This window comes from Streptomyces sp. NPDC033131 (assembly GCF_055578365.1).
On record NZ_JBVIPA010000021.1, the window covers coordinates 108,234 to 129,407 of the forward strand.

At 74.2% G+C, this 21,174-nt stretch carries 5 protein-coding genes; all 5 read right to left on the reverse strand.

Translation table 11 applies throughout. The features are described 5' to 3' along the window. Window positions 1-49: 49 nt before the first annotated feature. The 5 genes from ACZ5XS_RS25720 to ACZ5XS_RS25740 all read right to left on the reverse strand — a co-directional run bounded on the left by ACZ5XS_RS25720 (window position 50) and on the right by ACZ5XS_RS25740 (window position 20,536). A complete protein-coding gene (locus ACZ5XS_RS25720; RefSeq protein ID WP_468655037.1) occupies window positions 50-1,186 on the reverse strand; it encodes an alpha/beta hydrolase in 1,137 nt (378 codons plus the stop codon). Beyond that, window positions 1,183-3,495, reverse strand: a complete 2,313-nt coding sequence (locus tag ACZ5XS_RS25725) for a thioester reductase domain-containing protein (RefSeq protein WP_468655039.1) — start codon at window positions 3,493-3,495, stop codon at window positions 1,183-1,185. Before ACZ5XS_RS25725 ends, ACZ5XS_RS25720 begins: the two co-directional genes overlap by 4 nt. 743 nt (window positions 3,496-4,238) lie before the next feature. Next, window positions 4,239-18,161 (reverse strand): SDR family NAD(P)-dependent oxidoreductase, encoded by a 13,923-nt coding sequence (locus ACZ5XS_RS25730; RefSeq protein WP_468655041.1) that lies wholly within the window; start codon window positions 18,159-18,161, stop codon window positions 4,239-4,241. 157 nt (window positions 18,162-18,318) lie between these two features. After that, window positions 18,319-20,043 (reverse strand): fatty acyl-AMP ligase, encoded by a 1,725-nt coding sequence (locus ACZ5XS_RS25735; RefSeq protein ID WP_468655043.1) that lies wholly within the window; start codon window positions 20,041-20,043, stop codon window positions 18,319-18,321. 256 nt (window positions 20,044-20,299) lie between these two features. Next, complete coding sequence (locus ACZ5XS_RS25740; RefSeq protein WP_468655045.1) at window positions 20,300-20,536, reverse strand: hypothetical protein; 237 nt, start codon at window positions 20,534-20,536, stop codon at window positions 20,300-20,302. Window positions 20,537-21,174: the final 638 nt, after the last annotated feature.

A 21,174-nucleotide genomic window follows, 5' to 3' on the forward strand; every position in this document is an offset into this window, starting at 1 on the left:
GAGTCGATGGAGTTACTGCCGAGTACGGTAAGGGGCGGGCGGGCCTCCGTCACCGTCGACGCCCGAGGAAATCCAAGATGTGACCGAACACGTCGAGGGCGGCGCCCCGGCCCAGGAACGTGTCGAGGTGGCCGTAGCCGGGGATCTCGGTGTAGGTGACGTCGAGTTGGGGCTGCCGGTGGGCGAGGACGTCGTGGCAGAGCCGCTGGGAGTCCTGCCACAGGCCGTTCTCACTGCCGGACAGCAGCAGGACGGGGGTGTCGATGCGGGCGGCCGCGTCCAGGGCGTTCTGCGGCAGGGCCCGGTAGCGCAGGTCGGTGTCGTGCCAGCGGACGACCGTGCGGGCCAGCTCGATGCGGCGCAGGTGGGGCAGGATCCACAGGGGCGCGGGGCCTAGGAGTTCGGCGAGGCGGTCGTGGGTCGTCTCGGTGAGGTGCTCGTGGACGAAGAGCGAGGCGCCCGTGCCCCAGGCCGAGTTGTGCAGGATCTGGCAGGTCGGGTCGGGGCAGCTCGCCTTGCGGGAGGCCAGCGCGAACACAGGGGTGTACTTCGACCACAGGCCGACCTTGCGGATGTCGACGGGGATGTGGTCGATGCGGGACTTCAGCAGCTCTCCCGCCAGGGTCATGCGCAGGGAGGTGCGGCCGGCGAGCTTCGGCGTGAGGAAGACGCCCTGGGACACGACACCGGCCAGGCCCGGCACCAGGCCGGCCGTCATGCTCAGCGAGAGGGTGAGCGAGCCGATGCAGTGGGCCACGACGAACAGGGGCCGGTCGCCGATGCGGCCGCGGATGTGGGCGACGGCTTCGGGGATGTCGTACAGGGCGACGTCGTCGTAGGTGTACTTCTGGCCGGTCTCGTTGTAGGGCAGCCGGCAGCTGCCGCGCCAGTCCAGCAGCCACGGCTCGTAGCCGTCGTCGAGGAGGACGTCGACGAGGTTGCGGGTCTCGGGCAGCAGGAACATGTCGGCGGAGGCGGTGTGACCGTGCAGGAGCAGGACGGCGGGACGGCCGGCCTCGCCGCTGTCGACGCGGGTCAGGCCGAGGCGTGTGCCGTCGCCCGCGCGGAAGGGGATCTCCTCGACCGAGGCCGGGTCGAGGCGGTGGCGGAGCGGGCGCAGGGCGGTGGTGGTGCGGACCTTGCGGAGCGCGGGCCTGGTCCTGGTGTTCGGGGTCCTGAACATCATCGGTTGTGCTCCGTCGGGGTCTGGGTGCGGCGCAGGTCGAGCAGGTCGGCGGCGGCCCGGGCGAAGGGGCCGAGGAGGCCGCGGCCCATCTCGAGACCGAACCAGGCCAGCCAGGTCAGCTTGGCGGCCCGCTTCTCCTGGCCGGTCAGGCGCGGGTCGACCTTGATGCCGTCGATCTGGTCACGGACGTAACTGTCGGCGGGGACGACGATCTCGCCCGCCAGGTGGGCGGCCTCGCCCTCGCGCCCGATCTCCACGCTCAGCGCGCGGGTCTGCCGCCACACGTCGCGGCGGGCGCGGGCGTACTTGCGGCCCTCCAGCCACCACAGTCCGCCGTCCGCGTCCAGCAACCGCAGCCGGTAGCGCAGGAGTTGGTGCCGCAGGCCGTGCTGGTGGGGGATTCCCTCCTCGGGGCGGATCCAGACGTCGCCGTGTTCCACGACGAGCGGTTGGGGGTGGAGGGCGGTGCAGTGCAGGTCGCCGCGTACGTCCACCCGGCGCTCGGTCACCAGTTGGTGCATGCTCGCGATGGAGAGCGTGAGCTCCGTCGAGCAGGGAGTGGCGGGCGCCGAGGTGCCGATCGGGCGTACGGCGCCCTCTGCGGTCTCCGCGAACCACAGGTAGGGCTGGTCGTCCTTGTGGGGCAGCCGGGCCAGGCCGTCGCCGGCGAGCCGCTCGAACGTCTTCAGCTGGGCCCGTGCGTCGTAGCGGGCCGCGGGCTCCAGCGCGAGTGCCTCGACGAGCGCGGCGGTACGGTCCATGGCGGCGGCCGGACCGGTGAGCGTCGCCTCGCACAGTTTGAGGGCGGTGGGGCTCTGCAACACCCGGGACAGGAAGGTCAGTTCGGGCACCGGGTCGGCCTGGAGGCGGGCGAGGGTGTCCGTGCGCCACTCGTCCCAGTCCTGGACGCGGACGTGCATGCCGCCGAGGGCCAGGTCCCGTACGACGTCGTCGAGGGTGTTGGGCACGCCGGTCAGGTTGTAGTCGTAGCCCCAGGCGTCAGGTTCGCAGATCGCCGCGACCGCGGCCCGGCTCACCCAGTCCACCGGGGCGGCGTTCAGGTGCCTGAAGGCCGGGACGGTCCGGAAACGGGCGAAGGCCGAGAAGAGGCCGCTGCTGAGGTCCTGGGGGTTGTAGGCGCCGGTCTTGGTGTGGCCGCCGATGCCGCCGGGGCGCAGGGCGGTGACGACCAGGCCGTGGTCGCGGGCGCGGCGCAGGGCGACCTCGGCGGCCCACTTCGTCTGGTCGTAGCCGGCGATGAGGCGGTCGGCGTGGGCGAGCGGGTCGTCCTCGCCCATGGCGGTGATGCCGACCTCGTTGAAGACGGCGATGGAGGAGATGTGGTGCAACGGCTTGGGCCGGCCGGTGGCGGCGAGCTCGGCCAGGGTGAGCGTGCCGAGGACGTTGCTCTGGCGCAGTGACTGGTAGCCGCGCAGGAAGTCCACGGCGGCGGCTACGCCGACGACGCTGTCCAGTTCGTGGGCGAGGGTGTTCCAGCGGTCGTCCGGCAGACCCAGATGCGGGCGCCGGATGTCGCCGGGCAGCACGGTGATCCGGCGCCGCACCTCCGAGGACCAGGGCAGGTGGTAGCTCCCCAGCGCCTCACCGAGCCGGGTGAGGGCCGCGTCCTCGTCGGCCGCGCGGACCAGGCAGTAGACGTGCGCGTCGCTGTGGCGCAGCAGGTCCAGCAGCATGTGGCTGCCGAGGAAGCCGGTCGCGCCGGTCAGCAGAATCCTGCGGGGCGGCAGCGGCTCGGGCGAGCCGACGAAGGGCAGGCGGTCGGCGAGGGCGAGGTCGGCGAGGATCTGGTCGAGGTCCTCGCGGCGGGCGGTGGAGTGGGGGGCGGGCGCGGCGGGGGCCGGTGCCAAGGCCGGGAGCGGTGCCGTGCCGGGCGTGGGGACGGTGGACGGCGGTGCGGGTGTGTCCGTGGCGATGACGGCCGGCGGCGCGGGGGTGACCGTGGGCGTGCGGGTGGCCGTTGCGGTCGTCCGCGTCCCGAGCCCGGCCGCGGGGGCCGCCTCGAGCCAGCGCCGGGCGAGGGTGCGCGGGCGGGCGTCCGCGAACACCTCGTCCAGGTCGATCTCCAGACCCAGCCGGTCCTCCAGCTCCGCCACGAGTTCCACGGCGTTCACGGAGCTGCCGCCGGCGTCGAAGAAGTCGGCGTCGGGAGAGAGGTGTCCGCCGGGGAGGTGGCGGCCGGCGGCGGTGGCAATGAGGTCGGCGAGGGAGTCCAGATCCGGAGGCGGGGCGGTGGCGGCCGCGCGGCCGGAGGCGGACGTGAGCGGCGGTTGGGCGGCGGGGGCGGGCAACTGTTCAGCGCCGGGCCCACGGTCGGGCGCCGCGACGACCAACGGCTCGACAACGGGCGCGGAGGTCGGCCCAGCGGTCGGCGCTCCGTCGGAGACGAGCGAGCGATCCGCCCCGGAGGCCAGCAACGACTCGCCGACAGAGCCCGACGTCGGCCCAACACCCGACGCTCCGTCGAAGGCAGGCCCGCCGTCCGGCCCTGAGGCGGGCAACGGCTCCACGACAGACGCAGGCGGCGTTTCGGCGGCGGGCGCCACGCCCGGCGTGGGATCCATGCCCGGCACGCGCTCGGCCCCGAACGCAGACGCCTGGCGTGGCACAGACCCGGTATCGGCCCCGGGCTCGGCGTCGAGCCCTCCCGCCTCACCCGGCACGGCCTCGGCGGCGGGCGCCGGTCCATCACCGGGGCCGGGCCGCGTCCCGGCACGCGGTCCCCCCGAGTCGGCCGCCCGGGCCTCCTCTGCCGGCCGTGGCACCTCGGCCGCTCGAACCTCCTCGGTCCGCCGCGCCACCTTCGCCAGTAGTTCGCTCACGCCGAGTCCCGTCCCGCCCCGCTCGATCGCCTCGGCGGTGGCTCGCTGTGCGGCGTGTGCCGACGCGGCCTCGTTCACCTCACGCATGAGTGCCCTTCATGATGTGCGCTGACTTGTCCCACGCTGCTGCCACTGACTGCCACTGCTGCCACTGACTGCCACTGCTGCCACTGCTGCCACTGCTGCCACTGCTGCCACTGCTGCCGGCCCGATCACCGCCGGCGCCACGACCGGAACCCGCGGAGCTGTTCCGGCGTGACCACGGTCTCCAGTCGCTCGTCGTCCTGGTCGCCGCCGCCGAGCGCGGCCACCAGACGCCGGGCCGGTACGTTGCGCGGAGTCCGCTCGGTCGTCAGCCGGATCTTCGCGCAGCCCACCTGTTCGGCGCGGTCGGCCAGCCACTGCAGCAGGCGTTCCTCCACGCCCCGGCCGAGGGCCCGGCAGCTCATCAGCCAGGCCAGGACGTCGAGTCGGTCGCCGTCGGCCCGCAGCGCGAGGAGGCCGATCTGACCGTAGTCGCCGAACCGGTCGCGCGCGGCGGCGGTCCAGACCTCGCCCTGCTCCCGCCACCGGGCGAGGTCGCCTCCGTCGGCCGAGCGGGCGCGGAGGGTGAACTGGTTGGTGCGGCACACGAGTTGTTCGGCCCGCTGGACGTCCGCCTCGGACAGGGCCCGGACGTCGACGGCCAGCTCCAGTTGGGAAAGGAACTCCTCGAAACCGGCGTGTTCGCGTACGGCGTCCCGCTCCCGTTCCTGTGCGTAGAACCGGGCACGCAGGGTGTCCTCGGCGGTCGTCGCCGCGGGGACCAGCGGCCACAGCCGGCCGAGGAAGTCCGTCAGTCGGTCGGCCGGCGGGCAGGTGACCGACAGCACCTGCGGCAGCGCGGAGCGCACCGCGGCGATCTCCACGGGGTTGTCGTCGAGGAACAGGAAGCTGTCGAGGCCGAGGCCCAGGGTGCTCGCCGCGTCCGCCAGGCGGGCCGGCTTGGGGCCCCAGGTGGCGGAGAGCACGCTGAAGTGCTCGGCCTTCAGCAGGCTGTCGGGGCGGTCCAGGACGGCCCGGACGGTGTCCTCGTCGTTGTTGCTGACCAGTGCCAACAGTGCGCCCGCCTCCCGCCACCGCAGCAGCCTGCGTGCCAGCAGGGCGCGCGGACCGGTCAGGTCGACCGCTTCGGGGCCGGTCTCCCCGGCCACGCCGCCCCACAGCGTCTCGTCGCCGTCGACGGCGATCACCTTGGGCGCGGGGCGGCGGACCGCTCGTACGACGTCGGCGAGCCGCAGGGCCACCGCCGCCTGGAAGCGCGGGGTGAACGGCAGGTGGGCCAGCCGCTCGGTCCGCTCGTCGAAGCGTTCGTCGACCTCGTGGTACCTGGTCCAGTCGTCGGGACCGAGCACCGCGATGCCGGGCGACTCGGCGAGTTCGGCGGCGACTTCGCGTTCCCAGCGGGTGAAGCGGTCCGCGGTGCGCGCGGACGGCAGGAAGCCCACGATCAGTGGCTTGCGGGTGCGTTCCGTCAGGGCCCGCAGTGCGGCCGGGTAGGCGGTGCGGAGCTCGGCGAGCAGCCCGTCGCCGGCTGGCCCGAACCGCTCGAAGTCCACCGCCCGCAGCAGCACCGCGCCCACCTCGGTGGCGGGGTCGGCGAACACGCCGGCCGGGTCCTGGAGGCCGGCGAGGACCTGGTGGTACGGGGCTTCGGCGACCGTCGGTCCGCGGTCCTGCGTGCCCTTGTCGTCCTCGTCGACCGCCGCCTCGTACAGCAGCGGCAGGTTGCCGAGGGCGAAGGTGGCGGCGAGGGCGAGGTTGCCGTTGACGGGAGCGGGCACAGGCGTCGTACGCACCCGTGCCGTCGGCTCGTCGGCCGTCTCCTCCAGCAGCCGCACCAGCTCCTCCCCCAGCCCGCCCGCGCTCGCCGCGTCCAGGATGTCGAGGTTGTGGTCGAGCCGGATGCGGCCGGCGTCCGGGGTCATGGTGATCATCAGGTCGAGGTCGGAGTAGCCGGTCCCGGCCGGCAGGACCTCCAGGTGGTCGAGTCGGCCCGCGGCGGAGCGCACGTAGTTGAAGTACACCTCCACCAGCGGCGCGTCGGGCCGGTGCAGCCCCTGCTTCGCCAGCGTCGCCAGGACGTCCGAGAACATCGCGCCCTTCGCGAGGATCTTCTCGAGGCGGCCGTCGGTGCGGCGCAGTACGTCCTCGATCCGTTCGTCCGCCCGGGCCTCGGCCGGGAACGGTACCGGGACGCCGTAGAAGCCCACCGCGCCGAAGGCGTCGGCGTGGATGCGGGTGTCCACGGGCACAGCGAGGACGAAACGTTCCCGCTCCCTCAGCCTGGCCAGCAGGACGGTCAAGGTGCCCAGGCAGAACGCGGCGGGCGTGACGGCGAGGCGGCTCGCGGTCGCCGACACGCGTGCCATGAGTCCGTCGGGAATCGGTACGGTCACGCTGCCGGCGCGGTACGACCGCGTCCGCGGGCGGGGATGGGCGAGCGTCAGGTCGAGCCGGGCACTGCCCTGGAACGCCTCGCGCCACTCGGCCGTGCCGGCGCCGGACCCGCCGGTCCGCTGGGCCTCGATCAGCAGGTCGACGTCGCGGTTGGTGACGGTGCCGGACAGCTCGGTGCCGGACAGCTCGGCGTCGATCTCCCCGGCCACCAGCAGCAGCGACTGGAGATCGCTCACGGCGTGGTGCGCGCCGAACACCAGGGTCTGGCCCAGCACACCGGCATCGAGCAGCTCGAACCTCCACAGCGGCGGGGTCGTCAGGTCGAACGGCGGCTCCAGCAGGCGCCGCAGCCGGTCGGCGGCGTCCAGCGGCCCGTCGGTGACGGTCGTCCAGCGCAGCACGGGCCGCTCCAACTCGCGCTCGACCAGCAGCTGTCGCCCGCCTTCCGCGCCCGTGACGATCGCGGTACGCAGTGCCGCGTGCCGTGCGGTGAGCCGGTCGAGGATGCCGGTCAGGGCCTCTCGTCGGGTCGGCGTGGTGAGCCGTACCGCGAGCCCGACCGCGTGTGCCGCGTCCGGCATGCCGGGCCGGGCGCTGCGCAGGAGTCGTACGACGTCACGGGTGGCGGGAAGAAGTGCGCTCTCGGGTATCTCGGCGACGCTCTCGACCCGGTGCTCCTCGCGGTCGCCGTCGGGCAGCGCGCCGGCCAGGGCGTGGGACAGGCCGCGGATGTCGGTGGCCGAGAACACGGCGGCGGCCGGGAGTTCGGCGCCGAGTTCGCGGGCGAAGGCGTTGCGCAGGCGGACGAGCATGAGGGAGTCCAGGCCCAGTTCCTTCAGGGCCGTGGTGGCGGACACGTCCGCGGCTCCCCCGGCGACCTGGCCGACCCGGGCCCGTACGTACGCTTCGAGCCGCTCGGCGCGTTCCTGGGCCGTCCTCGCCGCGAACACGCTCCGCACGAGGTGGTCGGAGTCGGCCGTGGGTGCCGGTGCGCCGACCAGGTCGGCGAGCATCGGGCGGGTGCGTGCCGCGTCCGGGTCCAGGGCCAGCAGGTCCCGGTCCAGGGCGAGGGGGGCGAGCTGGCGGCGCCCGGTGGCGAGCACGCGGTCGAACAGCTCGCCGCCCTCCTGCGGGGAGAAGGCGACCAGGCCCGACCGGCCGGTCTCGGCGGTCCGGGTGCCGGACGCGGCGACCATGCCGACGCCCGCCCAGGCGCCCCAGTCCAGGCTCAGTGCCCGGCGGCCGGTGCGGGAGAGGTGGTGGGCCCAGGCGTCGAGGAAGGCGTTGGCCGCCGAGTAGGAGCTCTGCCCTGCCGAGCCGAGGAGACCGGCGGCCGAGGCGAACAGGACGAGGCTCTCGGCCTCCGGGACCAGTTCGGTGAGCAGGGCGGTGCCGAGAACCTTGGGGGCGAGGACGCGCAGGACGCTGTCGTCGGTCAGGTTGGCTACGGTGGCGTCGTCGAGCACACCGGCAGCGTGGACGATCCCGGCGATGGGGCCGGCGGCGCGTCGTACGGCGTCCAGGGCGGCGGCCAGGCTGTCGCGGTCGGCGACGTCGGCGCGGGCGAGGTGCACGGTGACCCCGCGCCCCTCCAGTTCCCCGATCCAGCTCGCGGCCTCCTCGGTGGGCAGACCGCGGCTCAGCAGGGCCAGCCGCCGGGCGCCCCTGCCCGCGAGTCGTTCGGCGACGACCCGGCCGAGGCCGCCCAGGCCACCGGTGATCAGATACACGCCGTCCGGGGTGATCGCGCCGTGTCCCGCGTCGTCGGGGCGGGTGCGGGTCAGGCGCGGGACCAGGCGGCCCTCGCCGCGCAGGGCCACGAGGCGTTCGTCGTCGGCGTGCCGCAGCTGTGTCCACAGCGCGTCGACGCCGTCCGTGGGCGGCAGGTCGATCAGTGTGGCCGCCAGCTCCGGATGCTCCTGGGCCACGGCGAGGCCGAAGCCCCACGCGAGCGCCTGCTCGGGGTGGGCGACCCGCGTGCTGTCACCGGCGGCCTGGCTGCCTCGGACGACGACGAAGAGGCGGGGTGCCCGGCCCTGGGCGCGGTCGGTGAACGTCCGTACCAGGTTGAGGGTGTCGAGGCAGCAGAGCCGGGCCGCCTCCTCGGCCGTGCCGGCGTCCGTGACCGGCGGGGCGTCGAGCGCAGACAGCTGGACCACGCGCTCGGGCGGCGCGTCCGTGAAGGCCTCGTCGAGGAGTCGGGTCAGGTGCCGTGGATCGGCCGGGTCGATGACATAGCGGCCCGGGCCCTTGGTGCCGTACGCCAATCCTCTGCGGGCGATCACATGCGGCACGGCGGCGGAGTGCAGGCGCTCGGCGAGCGCGTCGGCCACACCGGTCTCGTCCGCCAGGATCAGCCAACCGCCTTGTGTCTGCGGCTCCTTGGGGGCCGGGCGGGGCTGCCAGCGAGTCTCGAACAGTGCGCCGTCCAGGGGCGAGAGGGCGGCCAGCGTGAACTCCTCCGCCGCCAGGAGGAGTTGTTCGTCCTCGTCGTACAGGCGCAGGTCGAGGGTGGCTGTGTCGCCGTCCAGGGCACGCAGTGTGCAGGCCGCCCAGGCGGGTGCGGTTCCGCGGCCGGTGAAGCGGAGACGGCCGACTCCGGCGGGGACGAACGCCCGCCCCTGGGGTGCGGCGCCGGGCAGGGCGGCGGTGTGGAAGGCGGCGTCGAGGACGGCGGGGTGCAGCAGGTGGCCGTCGGCGGGCCTGCGGGTGAGCCTGCCAAGTGCCGCGCCGGACGTTCGGCGGCCCTCCTCCAGGCCCCGGAAGGCGGGTCCGTAGTCGATGCCGAGGGCGGTGAGACCGGCGTATACGGCCGGGAGGTCGGCGAGTTCGTCGCACCGCTCGCGCCACGCGGCAAGATCCTCGCCCACTTCCTCGGCGGGTGCGGTGACCGCCACCCGCCCGGCGACGTGCCTCTCCCACGATGTGTCCGTGGCCGCCGAGGCGATGGTGAAGTCCCGGAAGCCGTCCGCGGCCGGGTGCAGCACGAGTTGCAGCCGTACGGGCGTCTCCGCGTCAAGACGCAGCGGCTGCACGAACCCGACGTCCGCCAGCCGGACCCCGCTGCCGCCCTGTACGGCCGTGGCGGCTTCCAGCGCCATGTCGAGGAAGGCCGCGCCGGGGAGCCAGACCTCGCCGGTGACGCGGTGGTCGGCCAGGTAGGCGAAGCGGGGGTCGCGCAGGTCGACGTCGGCCTGGAAGAGGTGCCGGCCGGGTTCGTCGCTGCTCTCGACGTGGGTGCCGGTCAGCGGTGAGCCGCCGGCCGTCGGGGCGGGTGCGAGCCAGTGGCGTTCGCGGGTGAAGGCGTACGTCGGCAGGTCGACCCGGTGCCCGGTCGGGAACAGCGCCGACCAGTCGGGAGCGTGCCCGGCGGTGTACAGCTCGCCCAGCCCGCGCAGGAGGGCGTCCTGTCCCCCGTCGCCGCGGCGCAGTGAGGCGACGCCGACCGCGTCGACGCCGGCCTCGGCCGCGACCGCCTCGATCGCCGCGCCGAGGGAGGGATGCGGGCTCAGCTCGACGAAGCAGCGGTGGCCGTCGGCCAGCATCCGCCGCACGGTGTCCGCGAAGCGGACCGGCTCGCTGAGGTTCGCGAACCAGTACCCGGCGTCCAGCCGTTCCCCCGGCACCGGCTCGGCCAGGACCGTCGAGTACAGCGGGGTCGGCGTCGAGGTTCCGCCGACGGTGGCGAAACGGTCGAGCAGTTCCTCGCGCAGCGGGTTCATCAAGGGGGTGTGCGAGGCGAACGCGGTCGACAGCCTGCGGGCGGGGATGCGCCGCTCCTCCAGGTGCCGGGCCAGGTCGGCCAGCGCTTCGGCGTCGCCGGAGACGGCCGTGGAGTGGGCGCTGTTGACGGCGGCGACGAACAGCCGGCCCGCGTGGGGCGTGAGCAGTTCCTCCACCTGCGGGCGGGGCAGTTCCAGGGCCAGCATGCCGCCCCGGCCGGCCAGGGGTACGACGGCCTGAGCGCGCCCGGTCACCACGGTCACGGCGTCGTCCAACGTGAGCGCGCCCGCGCTGTACGCGGCGGCGATCTCGCCGAGGCTGTGCCCGATCACCGCGTCCGGGGTGACGCCGACGGAGCGCCAGGCGGCGGCCAGTGCCGCGTTGACGGCGAACAGCACCGGCTGGAGGACGTCGGTCCGGTCGAGGCGGGTCGTGTCCGCGGTGTCGCGCAGGACATCGAGCACGGACCAGCCGGCCTGCCGGGCCACCGCCTCGTCGATCCGGGTCAGCTCGTCGCGGAACACCTTCGACTCGGCGAGCAACTGCCCGCCCATGCCGGGCCATTGACCGCCGTGCCCCGAGAAGACGAAGGCGACCTTGCCCGTCTGTGGGTCCTCGTGGGACGGCGCGATCGGCGTCCGTCCGTCCGCCAACGCGTCGAGTCCGGCGAGCAGTTGGGTCCGGTCGCCCGCGACGAGTGCCGCGCGCCGCCCGAAGTGGCTGCGGTGCCGGGCCAGGGTGTGGGCGACGCCGGGCAGGTCGGCGTCCTCGGCGAGGTGCCCGGCCAGGCGGGCGGCCTGCTGCCGTACGGCGGTGTCGTCCCGCCCGGACAGCACGAACAATCGCTTGCCGGGGCTGGGTTGCGCCGCGGCGGACCGCACCTCGGGGCCGGGGGCCTCCTCCACGATCACGTGTGCGTTGGTTCCGCTGATCCCGAAGGAGCTGATCCCGGCTCGCCGGGGCCGCTCGGCCGACGACGGCCACGGCATCGGCTCCTGGAGGAGACGCAGCCCGCTGTCGTCCCAGTCCACGTGACGGCTGGGCGTGCCGGCGTGCAAGGTGCGCGGCAGTGTCCCGTGCCGGAGCGACTGCACCACCTTGATGAGCCCGGCGACGCCCGAAGCGGCCTGCGCGTGACCGATGTTGGACTTCAGCGAGCCCAGGTACAGGGGGCGGTCCTCAGGGCGGTCGTCGCCGAAGACCCCGGCCAGGGCGTTCGCCTCGATCGGGTCGCCGAGGGTGGTGCCGGTGCCGTGGGCCTCGACGTAGTCGATGTCGGCCGGCTCCAGCGCGGACAGCTCCAGGGCCCGTCGGATCACCTGCTCCTGCGCGGGACCGTTGGGCGCGGACAGGCCCTGGCTGCGGCCGTCCTGGTTGACGGCGGTGCCGCGCAGCACGGCCAGCACCTCGTCGCCGTCCCGGCGGGCGTCACCGAGCCGCTTGAGTACGACCATCCCCGCGCCCTCGGCCCAGACGGCGCCGTCGGCCGCGTCGGAGAAGGAACGGCAGCGGCCGGTCGGGGACAGGCCGCGCAGCCGGCTGAACTCGACGAAGGTCTGCGGTGTCACCATCAGCGTCACTCCGCCGGCGAGCGCGAGGTCGCACTCGCCCGCGCGCAGCGCCTGGGCAGCCAGGTGGACCGCCACCAGGGACGACGAGCAGGCGGTGTCGACGGTCAGCGCGGGCCCGTTCAGGCCGAGGGTGTAGGCGAGCCGGCCCGAGGCGACGCTGAGGGCGGTGCCGGTGCCGACGTATCCGTCGAGCTGGTCGAGCCGGGAGCCGGACAGGTAGTCGCTGCCGAACATGCCGACGTACACACCGGTGCTGCTGCCCGCGAGGCGGGCGGGCACGATTCCGGCGCGTTCCAGCGCCTCCCACGTCGTCTCCAGCAGGAGTCGCTGCTGGGGGTCCATGGCGGCGGCCTCCTTCGGGGTGATGCCGAAGAAGCCCGCGTCGAAGGACTCGATGTCGTCGAGGAACCCGCCTTCGCGGGCGTACGACTTGCCCCTCGCCTCCGGGTCGGGGTCGTACAGCGACTCCACGTCCCAGCGCCCGGCCGGGAACGGGCCGACGGCGTCACCGCCCCGGGTGACGAGGTCCCACAGGCCCTCGGGGTCGCTGACACCGCCGGGCAGACGGCAGGCCATGGCGACCAGGGCGACGGCTTCGCCGTCCGCAGGTGTCGTGGGGCGGGCGGTCGCCCTGGCGGGGGCGGCGCGGCGGGTCGGTGCCAGTGCGGTGGTCAGGAGGTGGTCGGCGAGCCGGGCCGGAGTGGGGTGATCGAAGAGCAGGGTGGCGGGGAGCCGGGTGCCCAGACGGGTGTTGATGCGACCGCGCAGCTCGACCGCCGTCACCGAGTCCATGCCCAGTTCGCGCAGCGGCTGGTCGGGGCGCACACCCTCCGCCGAGCGCAGGCCGAGCGCGAGCGAGGCCTCCTCGCGGATCAGGGCGAGGACGCGGGCGGCGCGTTCGGCCTCGGGCAGTCGGGCGAGGCGGTCCGCGAGGCCCTGTCCGGCGTCGCCGCGCGTGCGGGGCGCGGGCAGCAGCGAGCGCCAGAGGGCGGAGCCGGGTCCGTCCGCGATGGCCGCGATGGCCGCGTTGTCCCGCAGGCGCGGCAGGTCCAGGGCCCAGGCGACCAGATGCGGGCTGTTCCGGTCCAGGGCGAGGTCGACGAGGTCGCGGCCCTGGTCGGCGGTGAGGGCGCGCAGGCCCAGGCGGGCCATCCGGTCGAGGTCGGCGTGGGCGGCGGCCAGGCCCTGGCCCGCCCAGGCGCCGAACGAGACCGAGACGCCGGGCAGGCCCAGGGCCCTGCGGTGGTGGGCCAGTTGGTCGAGGAAGACGTTGGCGGCCGCGTAGTTGGCCTGGCCCGCGTTGCCGAGGACACCGGCGGCCGAGGACACCAGCAGGAAGAGGCCGAGCGGCAGGCCGGCGGTGAGGCGGTGCAGGTGGGCGGCGCCGTCGACCTTGGGGCGCATGACCTGGGCGAGGCGGTCGGGGGTCAGTTCGGCGACGATCCCGTCGGCCAGGACGCCGGCGCAGTGCACGACACCGCGCAGGGGCGACTCGTCTCCGACGTGGGTGAGCAGCGCGGCCACCGCTTCCGCGTCCGCGATGTCGCAGGCCGCCACCTCGACCTGGGCGCCGAGCGCGGTCAGTTCGGCGGTGACGTCGGCGGTGCGGGGATCCTGGGCGCCCCGGCGGGACGTGAGCAGCAGCCGCGGGACGCCGCGTTCGGCGAGCAGGCGGGCGATGTGGCGCCCTACGGCGCCCAGGCCGCCGGTGACCAGTACGGTGCCGTCGGTGGGCACCCCGGCCGGGATGCCCGCCGCTTCGACCGGGCGGGCGCGCACCAGCCGGGGCGCGAGCAACGCCCCGTCACGGGCGGCGAGTTCGGGCTCGCCGGCCTGCGTGACGGCCGCGGTCAGCGCGGCGGCGGGGTCGAGGTCGTCGAGGTCCAGCAGGGTCAGTCCGAGGTCGGGGTGCTCGGTGCGGGCGCCGCGGGCCAGGCCCCAGAGCACCGACTGGGCGAGGCCGGGCACGGTGTCGTCGTCGCCGGCCGCGACCGCGCCCCGGGTCACCCACAGGATCCCGGCGGGTGCCTCCTCGGCCGGCAGGGCGATCAGTGCCTGCAGTTCGGCGAGGGCCGTGGCCGCCAACTCCTGTGCCGCAGCGGCCGTTTCGTCGTCCGGCGCCGGTTGCGGCCACAGCCGTACGAGAACGTCGGCGCCCGTCCCGCACTGCTCTATCCCCGCCGCGTCGAGAGCGCTCAGGGCATCGGCGACCCACGGATCGTGCCGGTCGCCGACGACGCTCCACGAGGTGCCGGGCGCCTCGGCCGGCCGCGGGACGACGGGCTGCCACGCCACCTCGTACAAGTGCCGCCCGCTCTGCGGACCGCCGCGCAGGTCCGCGGGGCTCACCGCACGCAGCCGTACGGACTCCAGACGGCCGGCGAGGAAACCGTCGGTGTCCCACAGCGTCACGTCCAGGGCCAGGTCGGTCCCCGAACCGCCGGTGCGCCGTACGGACGCGGTCAGTTCGGTGGCGCCGCCGGGCGGCAGGACGCAGCGGCCCACCGCGATCGGGAGCAGCACCCGGTCCTCGGCGGCGTCGAACGCGGCGGCGACGTGCAGCGCGGCGTCCAGGAGTGCCGGGTGGACCGGATACGGGTCGCCGGCGTCACGGGCCGCCGGGGGCAGGGACAGGCGGGCCAGAAGTTCGCCGTCACCGGTGGTGAGGGCCTGCCGTACGCCCCGGAAGGCGGGGCCGTAGCCGAGACCGAGGCCGGCCAGGCGGGCGTACGTCTGCTCGCTCCAGGCCTCCTCGGCGGCCTCCGGCCACACCGGCGGCTGCCCCTCCGCCGCGGAGGCCGGCTCGGCGGCCGACGCCGTCGCGTGCAGCGTCCAGCCTGCGGACTCGTCGCCGCGGGGGCGGCTGTGCACGGTGATCTCCGGTACCGGACCGGCGGTGGTCACCTCGACGGACACCTCGACCGTGCCGGAGGCGGGCAGGGTGAGGGGCGCGAGGAGGAGCAGGTCGGTGACGTCTCCCGGGCGGGCCACGGCGAGCGCGGCACGGCACAGTTCCATCAGGGTGGTACCCGACACCACGGTGCGGCCGAAGACGGTGTGGTCCGGCAGCCAGTCCGCGGTCGCCGTCGACCACTCGTCGCGGAACGTCCAGCGGGTCTCGTCCGGGGACTGGAGCTGGATGCCGAGCAGCGGGTGGGCGGCGCGGTCGAGGAATCCGGGGCCTGCGGTGGCGGTCGCGGGCTCGATCCAGTGGCGCTGCTGGTCCCAGGCGTACGTGGGCAGGTCCGCCGGGTCGGTGTCCGGAACCAGGCGGCGCCAGTCGAGGTGCCGTCCCTGGACGTGGAGTTCGGCGGCCGCCCGGTCGAGGCAGGCGGGGCCGCTCTCGTCGCGGCGCAGCGAGCCGATCGCCACGAGGTCGTGGTCCGTGTCCTCGCCGATGGTGCGCAGGGCGGTCAACAGGGCGGGATGGGGGCTGAGTTCGACGAAGTGGCGGTAGCCGTCGGCGGCCATGCGCGCGACGGTGGGGGCGAAGCGGACGGGCTCGCGCAGGTTGGTGTACCAGTAGTCGGCTTCGAGTTCCTCGGTGACCGGTTCGCCGGTGACCGTGGAGTACCAGGCGACGGACGTCGGGCAGGTGGTGACGCCGTCGAGTTCGTCGAGGATCGCCGTGCGGACCGGTTCGACCCGGTCGGTGTGGGAGGCGTAGTCGACGTCGAGGCGGCGGGCGAACACCTGCTGCCGGTCGAGGTCGGCGAGCAGGGTCTCCACGGAGTCCACGTCACCGGCGATCACGGTCGAGCGGCCGCTGTTGAGGGCGGCGACGGAGATCCGGCCGTCGTGCTCGGCGAGACGGGCGCTCACCTCGGTGTGCGGCAGGGCGACGACGGCCATGGTGCCGGTGCCGGACAGTTCGGTCAGGGCCTGGCTCCGCAGGGCGACCACGGCCGCGGCGTCGTTGAGGCTGAGCGCCCCGGCGACGCAGGCGGCGGCGACCTCGCCCTGGCTGTGTCCGATCACGGCGTCGGGACGTACGCCGCGGGCCCGCCACACGGCGGCGAGGGACACCATCACCGCGAACAGGACCGGCTGGACCACGTCGACACGGTCCGCGGACGGGGCGTTCGTGTCGCCCCGCAGGACGGCCGCGACCGACCAGGTGGTGAAGGGGCGCAGGGCGGCGTCGCAGCGGTCGAGTTCGTCGGCGAACACCGGGTCGCTGTCGAGAAGGTCACGGGCCATTCCGGTCCACTGGGAACCCTGGCCGGGGAAGACGAACGCCACTTTGCCGTGCGGCCCGGCCCGTTCCGGGCCGACGACCCACTCCGGGTCCGGCCGCCCCTCGGCCAGCCGGCGCAGAGCGGCCAGCAGCGCGTCCCGACCGCCCGCCCGGACGACGACCCGCTGCTCGAAGTGCGTGCGGTGGTGGGCCAACGCGGCGGCCACCGACGGCAGTGCCACGTACGGCTCCGCGGCGAGGGCCGCGTGGAGACGGTCGGCCTGCCGCTGAAGGGCGGGCAGGGTACGCGCGGACAGCGGGAAGAGGCTCGGCGCGGGGTGGTTCGCACCGGTCGTGTCTGCCTGGTCCTGCGGACCCTTGTCGGGCAGCTCGGGGTTCTGCGGTGTTCCCTCACCCGGCCGGCCCTGTCTTCGCGGTGCACCGTCGCCCGGGTGGTCCGCGTCCTGCTCCGGCTCCCCACCTGGGCGGGCCAGCCCCGGCGAAGTCGCCGGGCCCGGTCGCCCCTGGTCCTGGTCCTGCTCCGTCTCCTCGTCCGGTCCAGCCAACTCCGGCAGCACACCGTCACGTGAGGGGACCGGGCCCCGCCCCGCCAGGTCCCGCGGTGTCTCCTCCAGGACCACGTGTGCGTTCGTGCCGCTGATTCCGAACGCGCTGACGCCGGCGCGTCGTGTTCGTTCCTCGTCGCGGGGCCAGGGGCGGGTGCCGGTGAGGACGGTCAGGCCGGCGGTCGTCCAGTCGACGTGCTCGGTCGGGGTGTCGGCGTGCAGGGAGGCGGGGAGCTGTCCATGGCCGAGGGACAGCACGGTTTTGATGACGCCGCCGATGCCCGCGGCGGCCTGGGTGTGACCGATGTTGGACTTGAGGGAGCCGATGCCGAGCGGGCGGTCGGCGGGGCGGCCCGGTCCGAACACGGCGGCCAGAGCCCGGCCTTCGATGGGGTCGCCGAGCGGGGTCCCGGTGCCGTGGGTCTCGACGTAGTCCACGTCGTCGGGCCGGAGACCGGCCGCGTCCAGCGCGGCGCGCACCACCCTTTCCTGGGCGGGTCCGTTGGGGGCGCTCAGGCCCTGGCTGCGGCCGTCCTGGTTGATCGCCGAGCCCTTGACGACCGCGAGGACCCGGTCCCCGTCCCGGCGGGCGTCCGCCAGCCGCTTGAGCAGGACCAGGCCGCAGCCCTCGGCCCACACCACGCCGTCCGCGCCGGTCCCGAACGGACTGCACCGCCCGGACGGCGACAGCCCGCGCAGCCGGCTGAACTCGACGTGGCCGCGCGGCGTCACCAGCAGGCTCGCGCCGCCGGCCAGCGCCAGGTCGCACTCACCGCCCGCGAGCGCCCGCGCCGCCAGGTGCAGGGCGACGAGGGAGGAGGAGCAGGCGGTGTCGACGGTGACCGCCGGGCCCTGGAGGCCGAGGGTGTAGGCGATGCGACCGGAGGCCACACTGCCGGCCGAGCCGGTGCCGACGTGTCCGTCGAGTCTGCCCAGTGGGGCCGAGGTCAGGTAGCCGCTGTCGTACAGGCCGACGTAGACACCCGTGGAGCTGCCGTTCAGCGTCTCGGGGACGATGCCGGCGCGCTCGATGGTCTCCCAGGCGGTCTGCAACAGGAGCCGCTGTTGGGGGTCCATGGCGTCGGCCTCGCGCGGCGAGATACCGAAGAAGGCCGCGTCGAAGCGGTCGATGCCGTCGAGGTAGCCGCCGTGCAGGGAGTAGGCCGTGCCGGTGGTCTCCGGGTCGGCGTCGTGCAGGCCCTGCGTGTTCCAGCGGCCCGGCGGTACCTCGGTGACGGCGTCCGCACCGGCGGACAGCAGCCGCCACAGTGCCTCGGGGTCGTCGGCGCCACCCGGGAAGCGGCAGGCCATGGAGATGATCGCGATGTCGTCGTCCCCGCGCACGGGACCCGCGGCCGCAACCGCGGGGACATGGGCAGGGCCAGGGGCCGGAGCGTCGCCGGACACGGCGTCGGCGAGTGCCGCGACCGTCGGGTGGTCGAAGACGAGGGACGGGTTGAGGGGCCGGCCCGTCCGTTCCGAGAGTTCCGCGGCCAGGGTCACCAACTGGCGTGAGCCCAGGCCGAATTCGGCGATCGGCCGGTGCGGGTCGACGGTCAGCGGGTCCAGCCCGGACGCCTCGGCCACGGCGGACACCAGCCAGGCCCGTACGCCCTCGGGTGTGGTGACGGACTGCTTCGGGGACTCGTTCGCAGGCATCTGGTCAGGTGTCCTCGTGAAGTCGGGTGGGGCTGTTTCCCGTACGAGCGGGGGCGGTACGGCCGGGATGGCGGCCGTACGACGGAACGCGCGGCCGGTGTCGGTACGGCCGCGTGGCCGCCGTCGGTGCGGACGGTCGCGCCGACGGCGGGCGGTGTCAGCGGGTGGCGGGCGCGGTGACGACGGCGAGGGTGCCGCCCAGGTGGGCAGCCCGGGAGGCGCGGCGCTGGATCTTGCCGCTGGACGTCTTGGGGATCGTGCCGGGGTGGACCAGGACGACGTCGCGCACGGACACGCCGTGCGCCTCGCCGACGGCGCTGCGGATCAGCTCCGTGATCTTCCCGGCCTCGCCCGCGGCCTCCGGGGCGGCCTCGGCCACGAGGACGACCTGTTCTCCGTCCACTCCGGCGTCGACGGAGAACGCGGCGGTGCAGCCGGGGCGCAGGGCGGGGTGGACCATCTCGGCGGACAGTTCGAGGTCCTGCGGGTAGTGGTTGCGGCCGTCGATGACGATGAGGTCCTTGAGGCGGCCGGTGACGAAGAGTTCGCCGTCGCGCAGGTGTCCGAGGTCGCCGGTGCGCAGGAAGCGGCCTTCGCGGCCGGGGAGGGTGGCGCGGAAGGTCTCGCGGGTGGCGAGGGTGTTGCGCCAGTAGCCCTTGGCGACGCTCGCGCCGGCGACCCAGATCTCGCCGACCTCCCCTTCGGGGAGTTCCTTGTGGTGTTCGGGGTCGGCGATCACGAGGGTGACGCCCGGGCCGGGCCGGCCGCAGCCGACCGCAGCCGCGTCCGCCTCACCCGCTTGCGGTCCCGTGTCCGCGGCGGCGAGGAGCGTGGGCGGGGTGTCCACCGTGCCGCCGGTGACCATCACGGTGGACTCGGCCAGCCCGTAGCAGGGGTAGAAGGCCTCGCTGCGGAAGCCGGCCGGGGCGAAGGTCTCGGTGAACCGCCGCAGGGTGGCCGGGCGTACCGGTTCGGCGCCGTTGAAGGCGACCTTCCACGACGACAGGTCGAGCCCGTCGACGAGTTCGGGAGTGGCGTGCTTCAGGCACAGCTCGTAGGCGAAGTTGGGGCCGCCGCTGGTGTGCGGACGGTAGCGGCTGACGGCCTTCAGCCAGCGGTCGGGCCGCTGGAGGAAGTGCAGCGGGGAGAAGAGGGTGGTGGTGAGGCCGAGGTAGACCGTGTTGAGGACCGGGCCGATGAGGCCCATGTCGTGGTACACGGGCAGCCAGCTGACGATCAGTTCGCGGCCGTACGCCTCGATGGTGTCCGGGGTGTGGCCCATCCGTTCGGTGATGACCCGTTCGTTGTCGAGCAGGTTGCCGTGGGTGAGGACCACGCCCTTGGGTGCGGAGGTGGAGCCGGAGGTGTACTGGAGGAAGGCGACCGAGTCGGCGGTGAGGTCGGGTTCGCGCCAGGAGGCGGCCGCCTCGTCGGGGATGTCCTCGGTGGCCACGCAGGTGAGGTCGGCCAGCTCGGGCAGGTGTTCCGCCATGCCGGCCAGGGCGGCGATCACGTCGCGGCCGCCGAGGATCACCTTGGCGTCCGCGTCGGCTATCAGGCGTTTCGTGCGGGTCAGCGCGCGGTGGTTGTGCGCCCGGCCCTGCGGGGGCACGCCCGGTACCGCGACGACCCCCGCCGACAGGCAGCCCAGGTAGCCGCTGATGAACTCCAGGCCGGGCGGGTACAGCAGCATGGCCCGGGATCCGGTCAGGCCGCGCTCCTGGAGCCAGGCGGCGATCGCCCGGGCCCGGCCGGCCAGTCGCCCGTAGGAGATGTCCTGGATCTCCCCATCACAGTCGCCCGTGACGAGGAAGCGGTACGCGGTCCGGTCGGGCTGGTCGGAGGCGTGCGTGGTCAGCAGGTCGACCAGGGAACGAGCCATATGTACGAGTCTCACCTGTCCGGATAGGCGGGAGAAACGTGCCGGCCCACCGACCCCCGTGATCACTCCTGCAGCTTGCTACCGGCGGGTAACACGTTAGCAAGTCCCGCCGGGCACGTCGGCTGCCACAGTGTAAACCCTGTGTATCAAAGGAACTTGGGTGCTCAACGACTCGACGACGGCTCGACCTGCCGGGCTCGACATGCCGAAGGCCCGGACGCCGGTCTGCCTTGGCGTCCGGGCCCCGGTCAGGGCGTCAGCTCCCGTCGAGCCGGGCGCGCAGAAGCCCCTTGCCCAGTTCGGCACCCTTGCGGCTGTCCGCCTGCGCCCTGCGGAACAGGTCGGCGACCTCGGCGTCCTTCTCGCGCTCCGCGTCCTGGATGTAGCTCTCCAGACGCAGCGCGTTGTTCAGGCACGCCTCTACATACCAGATCAGGTTGTAGTCCTTGTCCGGCGTACCGGTCACGCCGCCGGTCTCCGTGCTGCTGGTCATTCGGGCCTCCTCCAGCGGTAGTCGTTCCGGGACCGCCCGAGTACCCCTCCTCCACCAGGGCACACCGCCCGACGATTCCGACAGGTGCCGCGGAAGCGAACAGAGCACGACCGCTGCCGAAGCGGGTGCCCAACGACGCTGCGAAACCGGACGATGACGGTCTGTGGCGTGCTGCGGGCGCCACGGGTGAGGGCTTCGCGCTCCGCGCTGCCGCCCCGACTCGAACCTGTCCCGACTGCTCTGGAACCGACTCGGTGATCGAATGACCGGACCTGATGGCCGGTGATCTCTCCGCCGCCCCACTGTCCCACTCGTCCTTGGCGACGGGCTGCCGCGATCGCGGCGTCAACAGCTCGTCCGGCGCCCGGAGATCGCCGAATCGCGCGACCAACTCACCGGTCCGTCACGGGCCCTCACCGCCGATTAGGAACACCTGGCGGCTGGCGCGTTCCGGCCGCCACCCGCCGGCCTGCCCATCGGCAACGCGGTCGTCCCGCGCACCACGGGCCGGACCCGGACACCTTCGACGCGGCTCGCGGGGCCGACGACCACCTGCGCTGTTCGCACGTTCCCAGGCCCGCGGCAGGTGCCGTCGTTCATCACGTCCGGCCGGCAGGAGATCCCGGCACGGCTGCGCG